We start from the raw sequence: 24636 nt of genomic DNA on the forward strand, positions 1-24636 counted from the left end.
TTGATGATTTATTTGTTGTTATTAATTACATTTTTGAAATAACTCAAAGAAGCTGGTTCAAAAACATATTTCTGTTTCTTTTGATTAAAATACCCCATTGAAACAATACCAACCAATTTACCATGTGTATCTAAAACAGGACCACCACTACACCCTCCATAATTACCTTTTGGTACATTTAAACTTAAACTACCTTCTTTAGTGTAATTAATAAATGTTCCTCCTACTCTAATTGGTTTTTCTTTATCATATGAATAGCCTAAAAAATAAAGCTTCTCTCCTTTTTTTATAGGTGAATCTCGAAGTGTATATACTGCTATATTTTTTGGTATTACACTGTTAACTCCAAAGATTAACCAATCTCCTTTAGGTGGCATTGTAATAGCTTCATCCGTATTTTCATTAATAAGCTTTCCGACTGTGATTTTATTTTTACTTTCTTTAGAATAGAGCGTCCAAGCTTTTAGTTCGTTACCAAAACTGATGTTTTTCATACGATTTGTTTTTGCAAAGAACAATACGTGTTTTGCAGTTATGGCATAGATTTTACTTTTGTAACGAAGTAAAAAACCACTTCCTGCATGAGCGTTATCAAACTTTGAATTTTTAAATTCAGCTTTACAGACTAGAACAGAATCTATTTGAGCAAAAACATTTGTAAATGTTATTAGTATACAAACAAAAAATATTTTTTTTAAAGACTTCATAATATTAATATAGGTAATTATTCAACTTTTAGATTTAAGTTATTCCATTTTATAGTTTCAATTTTTATCTTTCCTGAGGAATTTTTACTGTATTTAAGAAAAACATTTTCAATATCTGTAGAAAGAATGCCTTCTGACTGATAATATAATTCAGTACTGATTTCAAAAAAACTTCTTATTCGTCTAGACATTTTTAAATACAATTTTCCGTCTGTCTCTCTAATACGTAGTTTTCTTTTTTCAACTTTATATTTACCTTCAAGTTGCTTTCTTAATTCTTTAGGAATAGGTTTCTTCTTAGCCTCTATTGAATAAGCTTCTGTTGCCTTAATCCAAGGGTCAATGTTTGCTTTTTTGTCAGTAAAAGAATAATTAACTTTTAAATGTGGCAGCAATGTTTTATTAGAATCCTGTTTCCAACTAGTCGCCCACAATGTATGAGTAATCGATACTTTTAAACCAGAGTTTGGTAAAGTAATGTATTTAATGTCTCCAACGGTATTTACGCCTTCTGCTGTTGGTTCTCCTACAAGAATTGCCTTAGTATTTAGATTTAAAATTGATACCAATTCTAATAGAGCTCCTCTTGTTGCTTTACTTGTTAATACAAATAAATGGCCTTCTTTATTAATCGCTTTGGAAACTCTTAATAAATCTGTTAATCGTTTTAATTTAAAGCCGTTTCCACCTCCCCCATATCTAACATCAATAATAATTTTATCAGTTTTATTGGAAGTTATATTTTCTTCTATTTTATCGATAAAATTAGAAAACGAATATTCTTCTTTATTATTTACAACTGCTTGTAGCTGTACAAATAGGGTTTTAGTATTTGGTATAAAATCCAACCAATAGTTCTTTCCTTTATAATTTTTATTAGTGTAACTAAAAAACTCATCGTTTGGTAATTTTCTATTTAATTTTACATATTCATTAATTGATTCACTTTTTATAAGTGTTGTTTTCCCTGATGCAAACTCTAGTTTTACTTCGTTGTCGTTAATTCCTAAACCTACTGTCTTAAGTATAGAGGGCATAAATCCATACACCTGAAAAAGGTGTTTTTTATAATGTAGACTATCAGCATTTAGGAAAATTTTTAGCTTTTCAAACACTTTTTCAATAGGAGTATTATTGATTCTAATTACTTGTTTATCAATAATTTCCTTATAATTATTTGAAGCATCTAAAACATACAAACCATTTGAAAACCAATAAGTTTTAATAGGTAAAACTTGTAATTCAAGTCCTTTTTGAAATAGTGGCACATTACAACCTTCGTCATTTAGAGTGTTCATTAATTTTTGAATACTAAACATTGCTTCATAACCATTAAAATCTAAAGTCAATAGGTCGTTATAAACTGAATTGAAGTTTTTTTTGACTGCTTCATATTGATACATAGGTGCGATTTTCTCAACTCTTTGTTTTAAATATTTAAAGTCTTCTTGCCATAACTTTTTTTCAATTTGTAGGTTTATCTCTTGTGAATTTCCAGAGTAAGAAAATAGTAAGTAACAGGTAAATAGTAATATTTTTCTCATTAATCTACTTTTCGAGTTTAGATTTCATCCACTTTACAGTTTCTTTTCCTAAATCTGTACTGTAATTATTTATGGCGTGTCTTAAATAGTTACCACTACCAAGAGTTTCAACATTATGCTGCATCGAATTGAAGTTTACAAAGCCATGGTCTGCTTTATTAATCAAAATAAAATCCCCTTTACCCCCATTGTTATTTACTATTTCTGCTATTCTTTTGGCTCCTTTTGGACTTATAGCCTGAATATCAAATTCACCATGCATTGCTAAAACTTTGGTATTTACTTTTGACCATGCTCTAGGAATATCTACATCAGATAAGTTTTGCCAAAAATCGAAATGACGACCTATGTATTGGTTTTGTTTAAAATTAGTGATGTTTGCACTGAAAAAGTCTGCATAAGATTTGTTAGCCAATATTTCTTCACCTGATAGTTTATTGATTAAAAAGTCCTTGTTAAATTTTAAGTTAATTTTGTTATCTTCCTTGATCTGTTCATCAGATACTCCAAAATGCTTAGGTTGAATAGTATACAAGTCTACCATATAATCATACCAATTTTGAGCAATACTTCCATAGGTTACAATACCACGTGGTGATTTAAGTTCGTTTAAAAGTGGTGCGATGACACCTCCCATAGAATGCCCAAACATAAAGATGTTATCAGTATCAATAGATTTTTGTTTTAGCAAATCTTTATAACCTTCTTGAAACGCCTTTAATTCTTCATTAAAACTTATTTGCATACAATGTTTTTTACTTTTACTATCTCCAACTCCAGGCTTTTCAATACGGTAAATAGCAAACCCTGCTTCTAACCAATCATTCATTAATTTTTTCATAGGGTACTGGTCCGAAACTGTCTCTACAGAGCCACATGTGTAGCCTTGTAAAAAATATACAACTGGTGGATTTTTTATAATTTTTGGAGTAACCAAAATGGTTCTTAGCGCATTGTCTTGATATACAACCTCACTATATTTAACATTAGCATTTTTAAAGACTTCAATTGGTTTACCTAATAAAGATGTAGTCTTTTTCTTTCTTTTATTTTCTGAATAATAATCAGCTTCGATTTTATCACCCTCATAAAGCAATCTAGTAATTGCTAAAACATCTTGAACGGTTGTTACTGATATTCCATTTAACTTAGAAAGTACATCACCTTCCTTGACTCCTAAATTAAAAAAGGTTGAGTTCGGCATTACAGTATTAATTAGTACTCCAGAGTTGATTTTTAAATTTTCTTGTTTAACTATACTATCATTTAATGTTTGCATAGTGATACCTAGAAGACCTTTTCTTTTTAAGGTTTGTGCTTCTAAAATATTCTGTACCAATAACATTATAATTATTAGACTTATGTATCTTGTTTTCATCTTTTACTTTGGTTTTATTAAATATTAAAAAATGATAAAATGAGAAGGAACTCAAACTATTAAATGAAGAAAACATCAACCTTCTCTACCTTAGTCACTTCCGATTTAATTTTGAATAACTATATTAGTTTCTGGGTAATTTATATGTTCCCGTTTCAATCTCTTTTATAATTTCGTTCAATCTGGATTGAAATTGTTCTGGTGCTGTTTTTAGTACTTTTCTGATATCTTTTAACGCTGCTTTCTTATTATTCAAAAAATATTGGCTTATACCTCTATTCAACACTAAAAACCATGTATTAGGGTTTGATTCAAGTAAGTCATTGCAGTACTCTAATGCATCCTGATATAAACCATTTTGAATTAAAAACCTACTAAAACCATTTGCCTCATATAAAGTCGCGTTTATTTCCTTTGCTTCTGCAATGGTAGTTTTAGCTTCTTCAGTTTTATTTAGTTTTCTTAACAATCTTATCTTAGTTGACATATTCGTTAAATTCTTATCAGCCGCGTAACCACCATATCCGCCATTTATGGAACGGTTTGCCCATTGTAAAGCTTCTTCTAAATTGGTATTGTGATTTAAACACCATAAAGCAGCATCATTCCATGCTTGCCAATGGTAAGTATTAATACCTCGTAGTTCATTTCTAAAGCTTTCTACAACAGTTCTATTTAAATCAACTTCTACTTTAAATGGAATTCGTTTTTCACCCCATTCTAATCCAATAACCAATGAGTTTTCAGTTCTGTTTAAGAATTCATAGTCTAGCTGTTCTGACTTTGCGCAAGGCTCAGGCTTTACAGTTACTTTTAAGCTTACATCCTTATCTTTATCTAAGTAATAACTTCCCCATTGATTGTGATTATGAGCAAATAATAAAGTATATGTGTCATTGTCAGGAATAATATGAATCCCATAAATGCCTGCTTTTAAAGACTGCCCTTCAACTAACACATCGGTTGTGAATTCAATAGTTGTAGCCATATTGGCTCCAGCTCTCCAAGCTATAGGATTTCCACCCTGAGGTATAATATTAGGATTCTTCCAAACATCCCTATTACGTAATGCAGGACTTCCATAATCTAATGTAATCTCGGTTATCCCTAATTTTTGGGTTTCTTGAACTCTCGGACTCCCTTGAGGCATATTTAAGGTGTGAAATTGTGCCATTAAATTCTGCATTAAAAATGCTGCAAATAGTAAAGCTATTAACTTCTTCATTTCTTTTGTGTATTTTACTTTATTTATAATTAATTTTAAAATCGAGAAGAACTATTCAAGGCTCTCTATGCTAGATAGAATGAAATAGTAAATCTTGTACAAACCTAATTTTTAAAGCGTGTTGAGTCGTCCTAATACCTGTAAAAACAGAAATTAGTACTTACTTTTAAGAGTGATTTAACAAAAATTATCTACATCAACAGAAAGGAAAGTAATAAGTAGTGAAGATTATCCGTACATAGTAGAAATATAATTCTTTCTGTAATTAGATGGTGTTTGACCAACAGTCTTTTTAAAAACAGAGTTAAAAACAGACTTACTATTAAATCCAGATTCATATAAAATGGTTAGGATTGTCATTTCTTCGTCTCCATTTTTTAAAAGAGATTTTGCTTCTTCTATTCTATAGAAATTAATAAAGTCGTAAAAATTACCTTTATAATACGTGTTTATTAAAATTGAAATGTTTCGCGCAGATTCTCCTAAAGCATCTGATAAATCACCGATCTTTAAATCGGTTTTTTTATAGAGTTTTTTCTCTACCAACAAATCACAAAGCTTGTTATAGTTTTCCTTATTGATTTTAGAATTGACAGTTTCCTTTCGGAGTTTTACCATTAGGTTATTATAAAAAAATTCTGGATGATTTAATAGTTGAAATAAAGTAATATTAGACAATCCCAACAATAGTAATATTCCTATAAATGTAAAGGTATAAGAAATTTTCGGTAAGCTTTCCATTAACGAACCGATAAGAAACATCAACCAAATCATAATAAAGAAAACTAAAGTTTGTTTTAGCCATTTGGAAATTTTTACAAACCTTAGGTTGTCGCTCTTATGCTTGTATATCACCCAAAAAGAAATAAAAGTATAGCTAATAACTTGCACGAAATACAGTTTATCAAAAGAATTTCTAAGCCATAAAATGTTTGAAGTTACTTCACTATCTCGTTTCAAAAGAAACAGAAGAACCAGTAATATATTCAATACCAAAAATATTACAAAAGGTATAAAATGAATGACATGTTTTTTTATTGAGATGCTTCCTTTAATAATACTTAAAGCAAAAAGATATAAAATGGGAGCATAAAAAAACAGAAACGAATTAAGAAAGATACCTGCTAGAAAAACAACTTTACTTTCTGGAAAAATTGCTCTTGTAATAATTAGATTACTTAGTAAGGTTATTCCTTTTCCTAACAAAAAGAATGAAAAAACATAAACCGAAATGTCTAACTTTTTTCTAAAATACCATATGATAATTGAAAAAAGTAAAAAATTAAATACCGTTATTCCTTCTAAAAACTCTATGCTCCTCTGTTTTTTTTGGTAAATATCGTGAATTCAAAGCTTAAAATAAAGTTAATTATTCTTAATAAAAAATTCATTTTTATAATATTAAAAACATAAAAGCGAGATTAAATTAAAATTAATCTCGCTTTTTAAATTTATACTGTCTTTTGATTACTCCTATACCAAAACCTTATACTCCATAGTTTCATGTAGACGGATAAGAAATATAAAAAAAGAGATGTCTTTTGGGCTAATAATATTTGTAATTTTTTATTATTTGTTTTTTCTAAAAAATCAAACAAAAGAAAAACAAAATCTTCCATCTATAGGAGGGTATAAGATAATTGAAATTTATCTTTAGGTCTCATTTATTTCTAATGTAGTTTCAATAATTTTTGTCGTAAAAGTAATATTTTTATTTTTTATTCTAGTTAATAATAACTGTACAGAATTTTCTCCTATTTCTTTTGCATGTTGGTTAATTGTAGAAAGTTTTGGATAAGAATATTCAGATAAAACTCCTTGACTAAAACTAATAATGGTTAACTCTTCAGGAATTTTAAATGATACTGTTCTTGCTATGTTTAAAGTTATAATACCAGATAACTCATCCAATGCTAAAACGGCATCTATACGTTTATACTTAATTAATTTTAGAAACGCTTCTTCTAACTCTTCCTCTTTTTCAAATTCTAGTAATCTAATTTTCTTAGATGAATCAAAAGCTCCTCGCTTTCTTAATTCTCCTACACTCAAATGTTTTATTAAAGAAACAATTACTATTTCTTCTCTTCCTTCATTGATTAGATACTTTACCGTTTTTTTTGCAGAATCAAAATCATTAATAATTACTTTATCTGAATTCAATTTTTCTGAATATCGATCAAATAATACAAACGGAACCTCCTTTTGATGTAAGGCTGAAATATGCTTATAGTTCCCTAATTTTTCTGTTTCTTCTGAAGGTGCTAACAAAATTCCGTCTACACTTCCATTAGAGAAAAAAGAAATACCTTCTTTTTCTGAAGAAACTGTTTCATTAGATATCGATACAATAACTTTATAATTATTCTTCTTTGCCTCTTGTTCTATTCCTGAAAGAATTTTAGTATAAAAATGATTGAAAATATTAGGTATAATAACTCCAATCGTTTTTGTAGATTTCGCTCTAAGATTAACAGCTACATTATTTGGACGATAGTTGTATTTCCTAGCTAATGCTAGTACCTTTTTCTTGGTTCTTTCACTTATTTCAAAGCTATCACTTAAAGCTTTAGAAACAGTTGAAATTGATACTCCCAACTCTTTAGACAACTGTTTTAACGTAACCATTTTTAATACTTTAACTTTTCATTTTTATCCCAAATTCCCCAATATGCTCCTACATCTCCTTCATCTCCAACCTTCCAAGATTCATCAAAAGAAGAGAAATAGAACATCGGTATATTATCTTCTGAAGACCATTTTTGAGCATTTATCAAATACTTTAAAGCATTCTCATAAGAAGGGATTGCTCCTTCTAAACCTTCTCCCTTACTTGGCCAACCTGTTTCTGTAATAATAACTGGTTTTCCATTGGCCGCATCTAAAGCTTGGTAATACATTTGCTTCATATACATTAGAGAATAATCTATATGACAACCTTCCCAATAAGGATAACAGTTGGTAAGTATAACATCACAAGCTTGCGTAATTTTAGGTCTTTCAGTAAACTCATAATAGGCATCAACATAGCCCATAGGAATATTTGTAGGTAACTCTTTTTTTACTTGTTGCATGTACGCTAGTAATTCTTCTTCTGATAAATCTTTCCTATACATTACCTCATTACCCACCGCAGCAATATCAACATATCCTTCTTTTGCCAATTTTAACAGACCCTTAATCTCATTTTCATTGATTTCTAAATCATCTCCTAACCAAGCTCCCACTAAGGTCTTAATTCCCATTTTTTTAGCTATTTTGGGAATTAGCTCATTTCCTTCGGTACAAGAAAAAGAACGAATCCATTTAATATGAGGTTTCATAATGGCTAGTCTTCTTCTTATTTGTTCTTCGGTTAGTTGATCTCCTGGCTCCTGACCTTCTTCATAAAAACTGGCACATAAGCCATACATTCCATTCGTTAAAAAATCATTGAATAATTCCTTCAAATCTTCTGTAGATTTCCCCTCAAAAGATATTCCTGAACTTCCTGTTAAAGATTTTATTTTTCCCGTTCTAAATGACATTGCAATTCTTTGTTTTAATATTTTAACTTTTCATTCTTGTTCCAAATTCCCCAACGTGAACCAACATCTCCTTCTTGATGTACTTTCCAAGATTCATCAAAAGAAGAGAAATAAAACAACGGTATATTTTTTTGTTGAGACCATACAATGGTATTTATAAAGTATTTCATCGCATTACTTTCTGAAGGCTCTGCTTTCTCTGTATTATCTCCTTTATTAGGCCATCCAGTCTCTGTAATAACTACTTGTTTTCCATTAGCTACTTGTTCTGTAACTGCAAACATTTTTCTTAAATACTCTGAAGCTTCTTTAATAGAACTTCCTTCCCAGAACGGATAACAGTTTACCAAAATAACATCGCACACCTCAACCAATTTAGGCCTTTCTACAAATTGGTAATAAGCATCTACATATCCTATCGAAATATCTGGCAAGGCTTTTTTTACTTTGAGGATATTGTTTATGAGTTCTTCTTCGCTTAAATCTTCACGTAATAAAACTTCATTTCCTACCACGGCAACATCTACATATCCTTCTTTAGCCAATTTGATTAAATTATCAATCTCTACTGCATTCTTATCGCTATCACTTCCAATCCAAGCTCCCACCATTGTTTTTAAACGTCTACTTCTTGCTACTTTTGGTATGAGCTCATTTCCGTCTGTACATGAAAAAGAACGAATCCAGTCGGTATAAGGAGCAACAATATCCATACGTTGTTGAATTTGGTTTTCAGATAATTGATCTCCTATGTTTTGTCCTTCTAAATACGGACTAAAACACAATCCGTGCATTTTATTTTGCAATGTGCTTCTGAACATTGTTTTGATTTCTTCTGCTGATTTTGATTTGAAATCGATCTCTGTAGAATTATCAATATTCAAATTAGAAGAAAATAAAGATGCCAATTTATTTGTTTGATAGTATGAAGACCCTACTGGTTTCTTTCTACGATCTAGTTGTGCACGAATTTCATTAGCTCTTGCTTCTGAAACACTATAATTACGCATTACATACATCGCTGCTACTGTTCCTATAATTGGGAAAAAGCAAAAAAATGCATGTAGTCCATCTACTGAAGCTTGCTGCTCTACAGTTGGCAACTCTGCATTAAAACCAACCGCCCATATGATAACACCACTCAATGCTCCTGCAATTGCAAAACCAACTTTTACCATCCACCAATAAATTGCTCCAAAAATTCCTTCTCTACGTTTTCCTGTATTCAATTCATCAATATCTATTACATCGGCTGTCATTGACATCATAATGGTAAATAAACTCCCAATACCGAAAGAAAAGAATGGTAAGGCTATGATATACATCCAAGGTTTTCCTGGGATAAACAGAAAATACATCATAATATACCCTAGAATAGAGATTGTTTGGCATAACATAAAGGCCTTTTTCTTACCCATTCTTTTTGAAAGCCAGGCTACAACAGGTATTACTATAAAAGTGGTTCCCAAGGCTCCTAAAGCACCAAATAGGGATATCCATATACCCGATGCTTCTGCACTACCATTAAATAATTTATAGACTATTACAAAAAATGTTAATGAGGATACAGCCATAAAGGCATTGTAAATAAAGAATGTAGCAAGACATAACTTTCTAAACTCTTTCATTTGAAATGCTTCTACAAAACTCCTCAGTATTTTCTTTAAGCTACTACTAATATTTAAAAGGTTTAATGGTTCATAATCTTTATCTAAGGTAGATTCACTTTTAATAAACAATGCGGGTACAATAGCACAAATAGCACATGGGACGGCTACCCATATGGCTAACTTTCTGGCAGCTACATCTGCAGAAGGGAACCATTCTGGATCGTACATAATAATCCAAAATAAGGGTGCTATTACCCAAGCCCATTGCCCAATCCATTGAGCAATTGCCATAATATTTGTGCGTTCATGGAAATCATCACTCATTTCATATCCCATAGCTACGTAAGGAACACTAAAAAGCGTAAGTCCCAAGTAAAACACAACAGACCAAAGAAAGAAATACCAAAAATTGTATTGTACCGTATTCTCTTTAAAGAGTTGCCACATAAAAACGTATGCAATTCCCATTACAATTCCTCCTGCTAAAACATATTGTCTACGTCTTCCCCATTTAGATTTCGTGTTGTCTGAAATAAACCCCATTAAAGGATCGGTGATAGCATCAAACAATCTTGGGAATAAATAAATCATTCCCCACATAAGTCCTGTAAATTTTAAATCTTCTACCAAGACTACCATGAAAATACCCAATATTGCAGGAAACATTTGATTGGCAAACATACCAACACCAAAAGCGACTTTTTGACCGAATGGAACTTTTACTGATTGTGACATTGTTAGTTTCTTTTAATTAGTAATGATGATAGTTTGTATTGCTTGCTTTCCTATTGAAATGTTTTTCGTTTTATTATTTAACTCAATTGTGAACTGCTTCTTCTCTTGAGTAGGATTAAATAATATTACTGAAACGGTCTTATCAGGATTGAGTGCTGCGGTAACCATAACTTGAGCATCATTTGTTTGTGAGTCTATGATTACTGCCTTAGGACGAATGTATTTGCTGAAATGAGCAAGTGTATAATAAATTGGTGTTAAGTATACCTCATCTGCTTCTTCGTCTACTATAACCGGTGCTACGCACCAATTTTTAAACCAATTAGGGCCTCCTTTTTTATTTAAAACCATATTCCAATCTACCCAGCCATCTACCCAATTATTTAAACAACCAATGATATCTCTTGCGTAGCGGTATACAGGTACATACTTAGGATGCCAACTTTTCTGATGTTCTGGTGCCCAATCCCATCCCCAATCTGTAGCTTCTTTACTCCAATACCAAGCATCATCTTTCCATTTAGGAACTTCTGAATCTACACAAGCTTCTGTTTGAATTAGATACTTATTAGGAGCTTTCTTATGTGCATATTGCAATGCTTTTGGAAAATAGTCAACCGTACTCTCATACCAATGAATTGCAGTTCCTGCATAGTATTTAGAAGAATTTTCATCTTTATACATTTCATCTACCCATTCCTTTAAACCATCTCTATTCTGATCATATCCAAAGATTTTCACCTCTTCTAAGCCTTCTTTTTCTAGTTTAGGGCCTAGATGATATTGTACAAAATCAGTCATCTCTTTCGGTGAGAAATGCATACTCTCCCAATTGTTTCCATTTCCATGTGGTTCATTAACAACTGTTACTCCCCATATATCAATTCCTTCTTTTTTATAGGCTTTTAAATACTTAGAAAAGAACAGCGCATAGCTATCATTATATTTCGGTAACAGCTTACCCCCAACCCAATGGTTATTATCTTTCATCCAAGGTGGAGCTGTCCATGGAGATGCTATAATCTTAAACCCTTCATCAGAAATAGACATAGCATCTTTTATCATGGGTACCAAATCTTCTTTATCCTCTTCTATACTAAAATGTTCAAGCTCCATATCTTCAGCTACTGGAGCATATGTATAGTTACTTAATGAAAAATCACAGGAGCTTATATGCGTTCTTGTTAAGGAATAATTTGCTCCTTCCCTTCCAAAATATGCTTGTAATACTTTATCTCTATTTTTCTTACTTAGTTTGTTTAACAAATAGGCAGATGCTTCTGTAAAAGAGCCTCCAAATCCGGTTATTGTTTGATATTTTTTTTTAGGATTGATACTTATTTTCGATAAATTTCCTTCTATAGAAAATTCAGATATTGGTGTTAGTTTATTCCCACTAGCTGATGTTTCTAGTACTTCTAGCTTTAATTCTGAATTATTTTTACATTGAGTCATCATTATAAAAATTAGAACGAAAAATGTTAATCTCTTTATAAGTATCATAATCGTTATGGTGTTATTACCAGTTCCTTTCTTAAAGGAGGCATTAATACATCTACCAGAAGATTTTCTTTACTTCCGTTATAGGTTTTAATTATTGTATTTCCTCCTCGTTTTAATCCTTTAAAAACTCCTTTATCTACTAAATCCCACAAGGCATATTTTGCTTTTCCATCTACAGTAAATAAACCAAAGTGGTTTTCTGATCCTTCGGGGTTTTGAGCATCTTTCCAAGTTTCATCAAAAGCTTCAAAATAGAAACACGACATGCCTTCTTTAGCTGTCCAATCTCTCATATGCTCATAAAAAAGTGCTTCTTTATATTCATCTGTGGCTTTAGAACCTTTATTTCCATAAAACTCATTTGAATAACTAGCCCAACCTGTTTCTCCTATATGAATCGGTTTGTCAACTCCAATACTTTTCATATACCGTTCAACACCATGGTATTGAGATTCTGCATAGCGACGTGCACGAAGCATAGCGGCTTTTATTTTTTCTAAGCTAGAAAGTGTGTCTTCTTTTTGACTAACACCCCAAAATCGTGGGTTATAATGGGTATCGTGCATCGGATAGGTGTGCATAGAAATAAAATCTACAGCAGCTATCAGTTTATTTAAATCCTCTACATGATATTCATTACTTCCTCCTCCCCAAGAGGCAAAATTATCTGAACTTGTAATCCATAAATCTTTATCCAGTTTCTCTTCTCTTTTTAAGGTTTGAAGATGATTTACCCATTTTAAAATTACCCAAGGTTGTACATAATAACTCGTGGCCCACTTTACCATAGCTTCGTTACCAACGGCTATTATTTTTACTATATCTGGGTATTGATTTGCTAGTCTAACAGCTTCATCTATTTCTTTTTTATTTTGTTCGCTTTCTTGTGTATGGTCTACTGGTAAGCCTGTCCATGCGTTTTTACAATCTATCCAAGCACCTAACATGACATACATTTCAAAGCTTTCTTCCTCCTTCTTTAACTCGCTAATTGCTTGCAATAAATTTGAAGCATGTGGTAAATGCACATTATAGGTTCTTAATAATTTGACTCCCATTGCATGAAGAATTTTCATATCTTCTTTCAACTCATCAATTGTTGGTTGTATCTCTCTCGTATTCTTACGATATCCTCCGTAAGATATAGCTAGGTAATTAGGGTTTCCTAGTATGTCTTTCGCTTTCACTTCTTTATATGGTTTCTTTAAGGGCTTAGTATTTGTTTTCTCTTTTCCACAAGAAATCAAGAGGACAATGAGTAATATGATATGGCTTCTTGACTTCATATAATTACTTTAAATATTCTTCTGTTATAAACACATTAAGTTGTGCCACACTATTTGTTCTATTAAATATTTCTGAACTGGTTGTAGCATCCATACTCAATTCTTCTATAGTTCTGTAGTCTCCATTACTATATTGAATTTCTATTCCTATCTTTTTTGAAATGATATATACAATAGGTATTTGACAGTAAGAAAACAGTAAAGACTCTGTAGGTAATAACACCTTTCTTTTATTTCCTGAAACTGTTAAGAAGTTAATTTCTTTAGCTTCTTGTAAAAATTCGTTTCTCCTAAGTAAATTCGGATTAAAGTGTAGTTTTCCTTCAGAAGCATACACTCCTAGTTCTCCAAAACGGCATAAAATATCTTCTTTTACTTGACCCGTCATTCCAGGTTGCTGAGCTCCTTTACCTTCAGGTGTATGAGAATAAGGGTCTGTTGGGAACGCACCATACAATGTTGGTGATTTATGTACTCCAATGCCTTCATTAATTTCATAATAATGCTCTAACAGTCTTCCTATAATTTCTTTGCTTTCATTTTCTTTAATAGCTTTTAAACAACATTCTTGAACCGCTAATAGTAATTTAGAAACCATATGCCAATATATAGACCCTAAACCTTCGTACCCGTAAAAAGTTCCTGAACGTCCAGTAAATGCTTTGTGATTAAAAACTTCTTCAAAGATTTTGAATACTTCATTTTTATCTTTTTCTGAAATTTCCAACGAAAAATTATCCATAGCAATAGCCAAATCATTTGCATTTTTAAAATTCCCGTTAAAATGAAACCCTCCAAGAATATCTTTTTCTATGATAGTTGTTTTTCAGTTGATTTTCCTAAAGCTTCATTAGGAATAGTATTTCTTTCTATAAAGCCTTTTAATTCCTTATTTGGATATAATAAATAACTGTATTGATCTTCTCTAAAAAGACGACTCTGCTTTAAGGCATCTAATACTTGTAAAGCCTCTAATGAAGTTAAACTTCCTGAACTTAGTACAGCAACTTGTCCTTCTAACATTTCATCTAAATATGCTATTGAAACTGATTTTTCACTTTCTACAGTCATCAAATTATAGGCATGGTACAAATTGTCTGCTCTTTTATTAGCTTTTATCGTATGCTCTAGATAGGCCAAACTTAGATTTATAAAAGTTCTTAATGATTCTAAGCTAACCGAGGTTTTTCTGCCCGAAAAAGAGTTTTGATAAATATGTAATCTATATTCACTTGCTACTTGGCCCAAACCATCCAAAACCTGTTTCCTTTGTTGGTTTGTAAAACTATCTGAAAGGAAGTCTTTATGTGTTTCAAAAATATGTAAAACCTCTTCGTAAAAAGTTGCTAGTTCTTTTGAAACTTCTACCGATTTTAATTGAGAATTTTCAAAAATTTCTTGAAAGAAACTTAAAAATCGTCTTAAGTAACATAAGGTAACCAACGATACTCCGTTACCTACCAAGGCATTATTTGCATCATTCCATTCAGGTCGTTGTGTATTCATCCATATTCCTGCTTCTGGAATAAAGTTGGATAATTTAGCCAGTACTGTGGCTAGTATTTTTTCTATAAAATTGACTTTGTGTATAAACCTATTTTCATCACGTAGAAGCGCTCCATCGGCACCTAACTCATCGCGTTCTTGTCTTATTCTTAAATCAGAGTTTTCATCAAATTCAATAGTGTCTTTCGGATTTTTTAACAAATCCCGATAAGGCTTAATTCTATAAGGAACATTTGCATATACAAACAAATCTTTATTGAAAAAGCTTTCCAATTTTCTTGGCTCATAACTTTCTATAAGTTCTAAAAACTTTAGCAAGTAAATGATTTGATGATCTCCCCAATATCCTATATAACTCCAGGGGTCATCTGGTTCTATCGTTTCCCAATCGAAACCATCTTTAGTTACCCTGTAAGGGTTATAACCATCAAAAGTGGTTGCATTCAAAAACTTATGAATCATACTTTCAATAAAAGCCGGATAAGAATGTGCTAAAGCTTCCCAATTTTGAAAAATATCTCTCCAATTCCCTTCATAATCTAATTTCTTAGAACCATCTTCATTTCGTGTATTGATAGAAAACTTGTTCCATGGTCGACTAGGGTCTCCATGACGACGGCTAAACTTTAAGGGCATGTATTCTAAACACAATCTTCTAAAATTCTTATCCGTTGTTTTTGCAACAATCTCTTTTAGTTTAGAAACCATAAAGTTTTCAGGTAAATTATCTATAACAATCTCATTCTTTCTAGCTACTTTTTTATTTGCTTTTGTGATATATGCTTTAAAATCCCATTTTTCAATGGTATAATTATCATCAAAGATTCCTCCTCTCATGATATTGAAAAGCACATTTGAAAAATGACGTGTATTCCTTAATTTATCTGCTGAAACTTGTATACCATCTGATGCTGTATTTAATTGCACCAAATGCTCTGTACCAAGATTGATATCTTGTTTTACTTTTTTTAATAAATCCTTGTCTTTTTGAATACTTTCAGATAGCTTAATGATTTCTGAATGGTTTTGATTAACATTCGCTACTATATACCATTCTTTACTACTATTTGAAGCTAACTGCACTTTGGTTGTGATATAATAGGCTCCTTTTTCTCCTTTTATATCTGTTTCTTCAAATAAGCTTTCTTTTCTTCTGAAATTTCTTAACTGTTTTGAAGAAAGTAGATAAGTAGGATTTTCTATTCCCCAACTCCAAACAATATTTGATTTTAAAGCTTCACTAGGTTCTGCTTTGTCAACTATAATCGCACTTAACGCAAAAATTCCTAAGCCAGATTTCTTATCTAATTCATTTCGTTTATATGCATCTACAAGATTACTGCTTGCATTTTGTAAATCACTACCAACTCCATATGGTAACACGTTTTGAATTCCATCAAGAACGTCAACATTTACAGAGTGTAAAGAGTTATTTATAAGCTTACTAGTTCGTATAAATCCATATTTATCACTCGTATTCCATCCATATCTAAAAGTGATTTCTAAATCGTGATTAACCTCTTCAAATAATATCTTATTTCCGTAACTATTTTTATAAATATTTCTAGTGATGTTAAACATTCCTTCTCCACGTTCTGAAAAAGGCTCCCACAAATATGTTCTATCTTCTCTATGTACTTGAAAGATTGATTTGCTACCTGTAACCTCAATGCTTTCCGTTATTTTATCGTCTGTATAATACGGAAATAGAGCAAACTCACTGTTTTGTCTACCCGCAGTAATACCGCCATTGCTTGCAATAAACATCCAATGATTAGATGCACTTACAATACTCATAAAAAAAGGACGCATCTCGTCATTATTGCTAATCTTAAAAAAAGCTTCTCCTTCTATAAAAACCTTTTCTAACTTAACTTCTTTGACTGCTTCTTGTGCTAAAGTTAAATTCATTTTATTGTAACTAGTGTAACTTATAATTTTGTTTAAAAAGGTCAAGTAGTACCTCGACCTTTCTATTAATTCAAACTGAGGTGCTATAATTACTCGCTGAAGTAGATATTGTCTATTGTAATATTTACTCCTTGAGTTGTATCTGCTCTAGCTGCAGAAATTACTATTTGTGCGATTGCATTTCTTATTAAATTTTGAGGATCACTAGCAGCAACAAAGTCTGCTAAAGGAATAGACAATGAGTTTACATCTGTACTTGTTGGTACATGAGTATACTGAATTGCACTTGTTTCACCACTTCCGCCTTCATGGTTCGATAACTTAATGTTAAATACCTGACCTGGTAATAAAACGTCTACTTTATAATCTATATGGAATGTTGTAAAGCTCGTTGCATCAAATGCAGATGATGAAAAGTCAATTCCTGCAAATGTCTTGCCTCCTTCCATATTGATCACTTTCGCTGGACTACCATTAAGAGTTCCATCTACAATTCTAGCAGAAGAATCTCCCCAAAATGGTCCCCATTCATTTACTGAAATATCTGTAAAATCATTGTTATAAATCGAAACTACATTTCCTGAACTTCCTCCTCCTCCAGAACTTGCTTCTTTATAAAAGTAAAAGTTATCTATAAATACATCTCCAGAAGGAATACCATCTGAATCTATTAAAATTTGAGTGATTTTTTCTTTATTAGCTAAGTTACCTCCATCAAAACCAGACATATCTATGTCTATACTTTGCCAAGATCCGCTTACTGTTGTTCCTAGAGATTCGATATCTTCTCCTCCATCAATTGTATTTACAATTTTTACCAATAATTCATTGGTAACACCCGATGGTACCCAATAATCAATATGCAATTTTTCCATAGATGAAACATCTATACCTGTTGCATAATTTGTTACAATTCCTAAGAAATCTAAGTTAGATAGTTTCCATACATTATCACTACCTACTGTTGTAGCTTCAAAAGAGGTTGCTGACCATGAAGTTGGCAACTCATTTAATGTTACATCTGCATAAGCATCACTAAAAATAGAGATTACATCTCCTGCTTCTCTAGCTGGTGGAGTTGGCGCTGGATTCGTTGGTGCTGTAGGTGCACTAACTACTTCAACTGTTCTTGTCACTTCTGCTGCTGCATTGCCTGCTACATCGCTAACATTATAGGTTATTGTATAGGTTCCTAAGGCTGAAGTATCAACTGTATCTCCTCCCACCATAATATTTCCAGAAATATCACCATCAACATTATCGGTTGCAGTTGCACCTGGATCTGTAAATGTAGTTCCTTGAATAACCGACATTGAAGCATCTCCATTTAATGTAATTGTTGGTGGAGTTACATCAATTGTTGGTACTTGTTCAATATTGTCTATATAGAATTTTCCTGCGGTAGTTCCTGGACCATCAACAAACAAGGTTAGTCTATTATATTTTGCATCAGAATCAAATGTGAAAATTAATTGTTCCCATCCTGTTCCTCCATGAGTAACTGTTATTTCTATATCTGCCGAAGAACCTTGTTCAAGTTTTAATAATACTGGTACTTGTACATTAGACCAAAGATCCATTACAATAGTTTTATTTGTAGTAAAATCTATCGGAGCATCTAAGTCGTAAAAGAATCCTTCCCAATTAACTCCATTATTTGTTAATTCTGCCACCATTGAACTTGTAGCATTACTTCCTGAAGGATCTGGGTTTTCAACTAGTTTAAACGTTCCGCCTGTTGGAAATAAGGTTATCTCATCGTATTTAACATTAGCGGTATCAAAATTAATTGGTAATCTAACTGGTATTGGTATGTTTATATAAACTTTATCTTCAAAAGTTTCTGACGCTCCTGATACATTGGTTGATTTTAGTACCACCGTATATTCTCCCGTAGGATATATTTTTGTTGGATTAATTTCTGTTGAAGTAGTTCCATCTCCAAAATCCCATTCATAATTATCGGCATTTTCGGATATATTGATAAAAGTAACTTTTCCTAAATCTTGATTAACAGTGTACGTGAAACCCGAGGTTACTTTAGGTAAAGTAGCATCATTCTCTTCACATCCTATAAAAGTTATAATCAAAATAAAGATTGATAATACCTTAACGTTTTTAATTAATTGTTTCATCTTTTTAGTCTTTTGAATTAATTATTGTTTATACACTCTAACATAATCTACCAGCATACTTTGTGGGAAAACCGTTTCGCTATTTGGAGCCCCCACAAAACTTCCTCCAACAGCTAAATTTATGATGATATAAAAAGGATGGTCTAATACCCAATCTCCTGTTACATCTGCTTTAGTTATCTGATTATATAAAACATCATCTACATAAAAATTTACATAGTCTGGCGCCCACTCTATACCAAATACATGAAAACCTGTATCGAATCTATCATTTGTTAACTCGTAACTTTTGGTAATGGCATTTCCTGCTGAATACCCAGGACCATGAACACTACCGTGTATTTTTGTAGGTTCTTGTCCTCTGAATTCCATAATGTCAATTTCTCCGCAATTAGGCCATGTAAAACCTGGTTCATTGCAATTGTTTCCTAATAACCAAAATGCTGGCCACATGCCTTGTCCGTAAGGCACTCTAATTCTTGCTTCAAACCTTCCATAAGCTTCTTCAAATAAACCTTCAGTTTTTATTCTTGCTGAAGTATAACCTGAACCATTAAATGATTCTTTCCTTGCGGTTATGATAAGTATTCCATTTTGTACGGTTACATTTTCGGGTCTATCTGTATAGTATTGTAATTCACTGTTACCCCAACCATTTTGCCCAGTACCTATATCATAAGTCCAAAAAGAATTGTCTAAAGCTCCATCTACATTAAATTCATCATTCCAAACTAAATTAGAAAAGGTAGCCACCGTTTGTTCTTCACTTTTATTGCATGCAAAACACATTAGTATCACAACTAACAATACATACTTTGACAAATTCTTTTTAACTATTAAATGATTTATATGACTCATATACTTAGTTTTTATTTGTTATTTATAGAAGTAAATATTATCAACTGTAATATTCGAAATGGTACTCGAAACGAATGTAACCTGTGCCAAATTGGTTGTATTGGTTAACCCTGTAAAACCTGCTCCAGTTCCTCCTGTAAAGCTATTAATAGGTATATCTACGCTTAGCCATTGTCCTTCTGTAAAACCTGTAATTGGTGTTGCAGAACCTGCTGAATCATCTGAACCTACTCCTCCAAAAACTCCATCTCCTCCAAAGTCTCCCAACTCTATTGTAATAGCATCTCCTCCTGCAACCGATTCATCTACTTTAATATCTAAATGAAGTGTTGTCATTTGAGATACATCTACGGTAGGGTTACTAAACTGTACTGTTACAAAATTTAAGTTGGTATATCTAATTACATTTTCCGCTCCTAAATCAACTGCTCCTCCTTCTGTGGTTTGTCCTCCAAAAAATCCGTTATAGAAATCTATGTTTATATTGGCATAAGCATTACTAAAAACGGAAACAACATCTGCTGAATTTCTCGTTGGAGGTGTTGGAGCTGGTGTAAAATCTCCTGAAGAATTTAGTGTTAAAGATCCTTTTGCTGATACTCCCCCTAATTTTGCAGTAATTACTGATGTTCCTTGGGTAAGTATAGTAACTTTACCTAACTCGTTGACTATGGCTACATCTGGATTTGAGGATTCAAAACTAAAATATGACGGTGCTACATTTGTAGTTATATTTTCTCCCGAACTTACATTAAAGGTTTGTGTTCCATTGATCTGAATTGTAGAGCCATTAAAGGTGTTTTGTACAACATCTACCCCATTTAAAATCTTTGGTTGCGGTTGTGCTACAGTACCCAATTTTTCAAACTGTAATTCGTCAATCCAAAATGTATATCCTCCTTCATCAAATTGATTCTCTGCTCCTTCAGCATACCAAAACATTCCTCTTTCTTGATTCAATTTTGATGGATCTGGTATTGGAATAATATACTTCTTCCAAGCTGTTGATACCTGTAAATTTTGTAAAGTAACTTGGTATTTATTCTCTGTATCTCCATCTATACCAAATCCTATTTCGTTTATATCTGCTCCTTGAGAGGCTTTTGCCCAAAAAGTCAATGCATCATAACCTGATAAATCTCGAGGTCCTAAGCTTTGAAAAGTAGCACCTCCAAAACCTACTCCAAAAACAGGAATATCAAAACGCATCGAAGCTGTACCTAAATATTTTTCATTAGTATCTACTGAAAAAGCTTCTGCAAAAGATCCTCCGAAAGGAAAATAATCTAAACCTCCTACAAAACCATCAAAAAAGATTCCTCCATTTGTTGGATAGGTTGCAAACTCAGCTTCTTCCGACAAACCTCTTTCACAACTTGTTGCTGTAAATAAAATTACCCCTAAAACACAGGCAATCTTTGAATAAATATATTTCTTAGTCTTCATTATTTAGTTCTTTATTTTCCTATGTTGATATGTATATATGTTCTTATTTCCCACTCTGAACCATTACCAAATCCTACTGGACTAATAATTGGTGAATTTGCAAAAGGTAATGCCTCATTTGGTAAATATCTAGGAGAAAACTCGTCTAACGAACGCCATGTTCCTCTAATACCAATTTTTGTACTTGGTAGTATAAACCAATCTTGTTTTCCTACGGAAGTTGAAAAATCTAACATTAATTGAAGTGGGAATGTTAAGTTAAAATCTCTGTGATAATCAAAAGGTCCCCAATCATTTACTTTCACAGCTCCAGTTATCTTCATTTTTTTATAGATGACTCTTACATCTGTTCCAAAGCGGTCTATGGTACGTTGACTATCTCCATTTCCTTGTCCATTACCTGCATAAATATTAGCTATTAATCCGAAGTCTGGACTAATTTTAGATACCACTCTTGAATGTACTTCCCATAAATCTTCTGCGGGTGCAGAGTTATTAAAAGCAAAAATTGTACGATCGGCTAAAAAACCAACATGTGCATCTTGAGTCGTTGGTAAATGTCTGTATACAAACCCAAGGTTCATAGCAAATTTTGCATCTTCTTTTCTATCATTATCCCATTGATACATCCAGGTTCCTGGTGTTGGATCATAGGTAAATAATATTTCTCCTGCGGTGGTTTCTCTATTTGCTCTTACAACAAAAGGGTCATCTATCACATTTCTTAATCTACCTGGACCTGTTACATCATTCGGCATTGCATCTACAATTGGTTTTTGCCATAAAAAGTTGGGTGCTACTTGAAAGTCTCCAAAACTGTAGGTAAACCCAGATAAAAAGTTGGTTTGATTCCCGCTTCCATTGTCTCTCAATTTCCAACCAGTAAATGTTTGTGTTTGATCTGCTCCTCCATTAGCTACCAATCCCATAATACTTCCTTGGGCATACCAATTAAGGCGTCCTTTTTGATAGGTTACTTTTGCTTTACCTCCCCAATTATCATCTGAATTAACCTTATCTGTATATACTACGTAGTTTCCAGAAGTTCCTCTTACATCTTGAAATGAGCTTCCATTTAACGGACTACCTGCCCATATTCCTCCTAAGGTTACTCCTATACTTCCAAACTTCTTTTCTAATACTAAAGTGGCTCTTTCTGTTGGCCAAGGTGGTATAACACCACTTCGAACCTGATTATTATTTAAAATTCGTCTTCCAGTTTGATCAAATTCTAAATCAGTATTTACATCTCTATGATATATTCCCGTTACATCAACACCCGCTACATTCTTTGTATATTTAAGTAGCATTGTTGGATTTGCTCCCCACCATAGTTGAGGACCAGCTGCCACCTTCAATCCTTTAAGGGATCTCTTTCCATCAATTTCAACTCCTAAAATCTCTCCTCCATAAATATCTAAATTAGGTCCATAATTTGCTTCTGGATATAATCCGAAAAAATCTCCTTCATATCCCCAATGATAATGTCCTGTTCTATAAAATCCTCTTAAATTAAAATCTTGAGCATTCCATTCAAAAGATGCGTTGTATACATTTACTTTATTTACATCACCTAAAGTAACGTTTCCATTTGCGGTATTGACATCTTCCACCGGTCTCGCTCTATTTTCATAGAAAATTTCATCGATAGGATTCTCTGCAACTTCTCCTATAACGTTAAAATTAACTTCTGCTCTCATATTGTCAGAAGGTTTTCCTTCGACACCTATGTAATACGAATGCATAAAGTCAAACCCTGTCTGATTCGGATATCTATTCTGTGCTGTAGGATCTGGCATATCTGGTGTAGTTAATAAACTTCCTCCTGTATAAAAAGTAGTAAACTCTGCCCTTAATTGGCTTATTTTTATTTTTCCTCCTTCTTGTGCTTTTAAAGCTGCTTGATCTCCTCTTGCTTTCAAGACAGCATCCATTACATTAATTCCTTCAAAATAATTATTGAGGAAATCCAAAGTCATTCCTTTATCATACGGATTCAGTTTATGAACTTGTTGTAATGCATAGTAAGCAGCTCTCGGATATAATTGATATAATCCACGAGCATCGGTTGGTCCTTTTGCACAAATACCAAACCATTCTTCATTCATATTATTATCTCCTGGTTTTGCCATATCTCTTGCATATCCTCCATTACTCCAAGACGCATTATTATCATGTACATCTAAATTTTTAGTTTGACCGTATTTCCACCAACCATCACTAAACTGAAACGTAAATCCTCCTAGTGAATTCCCAGCTTTTCCCAAACCAGCAGCATTGGCATAAATATCTTTCCAGTTTTCTACGTCATAATAAGCTTGCATTCCCTGATCTTCTTTGCCATCTCTTGCATTATATGCATCTGACCCAAATTCAGCCAGTAAAACCGGAAGACCTAATTCTTTTTTAACTCTCTCGAAAGCATCGGTAAAGTTCTTACCTCTGTACATATTAGTTCCATAGATATCAATATCAGTACATTCTTCTTTAACGATATCTAAAAACCCTAAATCTCCATTACAAATAGCAACTGGATGTGATTGATCTATTTTTTTTACTTCTTTAACGGCATTATTAAACGCTCTATACAATGCTCTTGCAGCTACTCTAGTTTCTTCTCCTTTACTTTTTGGAATAGGTATATCTTCTGTCTCCGTTCCCTTCCATACTAAATGATAGTTGTTTTCATTTCCAATCATGTAAAGTAGTAATCCACGAGTATTTTTGTATTTATTCGCCATATCTATAGCCTCCTTCATTAATACCTTTTTGGTTGCTGGATCTGCATAATCTGTTTCTGGTACCCAAGCCCCATTTATGGTTAAACCATATGCTCCAAAAGTGATGTTTAACATGGTATAAATACCATACTTATCATATATATATGTAATCCACTTTGGTTGTAAATTATAGGTTCTTATTGAGTTGACTCCCATATTTTTAAGAAGTGACATTTCAGAGTCTAATGCAGCTTTAATGATATCATCGGATTGATTCCAAATTCCTGAATCTGTAATGGTGTTACCTATAGGTACATAATCCCAATTGACACCATTAACAATAAATGGTTTTCCATTTACTGTTAACATAATTCCTTCATTATTTTTTACAACAGCTACTTTTTGTGCCTGACTATAAAAGTTTAGTGTAAAAAGAAGTAATGTTAATTTTAAAATTACTTTCATTATATGTTGAGTTTTAATCTTTTCTGTGATTGTTACTAATGGTACTGTGATAGCAATTCCGAAACAGAATGTTACACAAT

General features: G+C 32.3%; 14 protein-coding genes and 1 pseudogene. All 15 read right to left on the reverse strand.

The window, feature by feature from the left end:
* Window positions 1–8: 8 nt before the first annotated feature.
* The 15 genes and pseudogenes from ACOQN8_RS16045 to ACOQN8_RS16115 all read right to left on the reverse strand — a co-directional run bounded on the left by ACOQN8_RS16045 (window position 9) and on the right by ACOQN8_RS16115 (window position 24556).
* Complete coding sequence (locus tag ACOQN8_RS16045) at window positions 9–707, reverse strand: S1 family peptidase (protein ID WP_420553439.1); 699 nt, start codon at window positions 705–707, stop codon at window positions 9–11.
* A 17-nt stretch (window positions 708–724) separates the two neighbouring features.
* Window positions 725–2251, reverse strand: coding sequence for a S41 family peptidase (locus tag ACOQN8_RS16050; protein ID WP_420553440.1), 1527 nt, complete (start codon window positions 2249–2251; stop codon window positions 725–727).
* Window positions 2252–2255: 4 nt separating this feature from the next.
* Entirely contained in the window at window positions 2256–3629 is a 1374-nt protein-coding gene (locus ACOQN8_RS16055; protein ID WP_420553441.1) for a serine aminopeptidase domain-containing protein, read from the reverse strand.
* A 124-nt stretch (window positions 3630–3753) separates the two neighbouring features.
* Window positions 3754–4854 carry a DUF2911 domain-containing protein gene (locus ACOQN8_RS16060; RefSeq protein WP_420553442.1) on the reverse strand — a complete coding sequence of 367 codons (1101 nt, stop codon included), beginning with the start codon at window positions 4852–4854 and terminating at the stop codon, window positions 3754–3756.
* A 228-nt stretch (window positions 4855–5082) separates the two neighbouring features.
* Entirely contained in the window at window positions 5083–5595 is a 513-nt protein-coding gene (locus ACOQN8_RS16065; protein WP_272149726.1) for a helix-turn-helix domain-containing protein, read from the reverse strand.
* 912 nt (window positions 5596–6507) lie between these two features.
* Window positions 6508–7482 carry a LacI family DNA-binding transcriptional regulator gene (locus tag ACOQN8_RS16070; protein WP_420553443.1) on the reverse strand — a complete coding sequence of 325 codons (975 nt, stop codon included), beginning with the start codon at window positions 7480–7482 and terminating at the stop codon, window positions 6508–6510.
* Between the two features lie 2 nt (window positions 7483–7484).
* Complete coding sequence (locus ACOQN8_RS16075; protein WP_420553444.1) at window positions 7485–8381, reverse strand: glycoside hydrolase family 17 protein; 897 nt, start codon at window positions 8379–8381, stop codon at window positions 7485–7487.
* Between the two features lie 14 nt (window positions 8382–8395).
* A complete protein-coding gene (locus tag ACOQN8_RS16080; protein WP_420553445.1) occupies window positions 8396–10726 on the reverse strand; it encodes an MFS transporter in 2331 nt (776 codons plus the stop codon).
* A 12-nt stretch (window positions 10727–10738) separates the two neighbouring features.
* Window positions 10739–12184 carry a glycoside hydrolase family 30 protein gene (locus ACOQN8_RS16085; protein WP_420553446.1) on the reverse strand — a complete coding sequence of 482 codons (1446 nt, stop codon included), beginning with the start codon at window positions 12182–12184 and terminating at the stop codon, window positions 10739–10741.
* Window positions 12185–12234: 50 nt separating this feature from the next.
* The gene (locus ACOQN8_RS16090; RefSeq protein ID WP_420553447.1) at window positions 12235–13515 is read right to left on the reverse strand and encodes a glycosyl hydrolase family 17 protein; all 1281 of its coding nucleotides are present in this window, start codon (window positions 13513–13515) and stop codon (window positions 12235–12237) included.
* Between the two features lie 4 nt (window positions 13516–13519).
* Window positions 13520–16932: pseudogene (locus ACOQN8_RS16095) on the reverse strand (hypothetical protein).
* Window positions 16933–17021: 89 nt separating this feature from the next.
* Entirely contained in the window at window positions 17022–19067 is a 2046-nt protein-coding gene (locus ACOQN8_RS16100; protein WP_420553448.1) for an immunoglobulin-like domain-containing protein, read from the reverse strand.
* Between the two features lie 21 nt (window positions 19068–19088).
* The gene (locus ACOQN8_RS16105; RefSeq protein WP_420553449.1) at window positions 19089–19925 is read right to left on the reverse strand and encodes a glycoside hydrolase family 16 protein; all 837 of its coding nucleotides are present in this window, start codon (window positions 19923–19925) and stop codon (window positions 19089–19091) included.
* Between the two features lie 18 nt (window positions 19926–19943).
* Window positions 19944–21371, reverse strand: a complete 1428-nt coding sequence (locus tag ACOQN8_RS16110) for a hypothetical protein (RefSeq protein ID WP_420553450.1) — start codon at window positions 21369–21371, stop codon at window positions 19944–19946.
* Between the two features lie 11 nt (window positions 21372–21382).
* Window positions 21383–24556, reverse strand: coding sequence for a glycoside hydrolase family 2 TIM barrel-domain containing protein (locus ACOQN8_RS16115; protein ID WP_420553451.1), 3174 nt, complete (start codon window positions 24554–24556; stop codon window positions 21383–21385).
* Window positions 24557–24636: the final 80 nt, after the last annotated feature.

The sequence above is a fragment of the Tenacibaculum aiptasiae genome (assembly GCF_965221665.1).
GTDB lineage: Bacteria > Bacteroidota > Bacteroidia > Flavobacteriales > Flavobacteriaceae > Polaribacter > Polaribacter aiptasiae.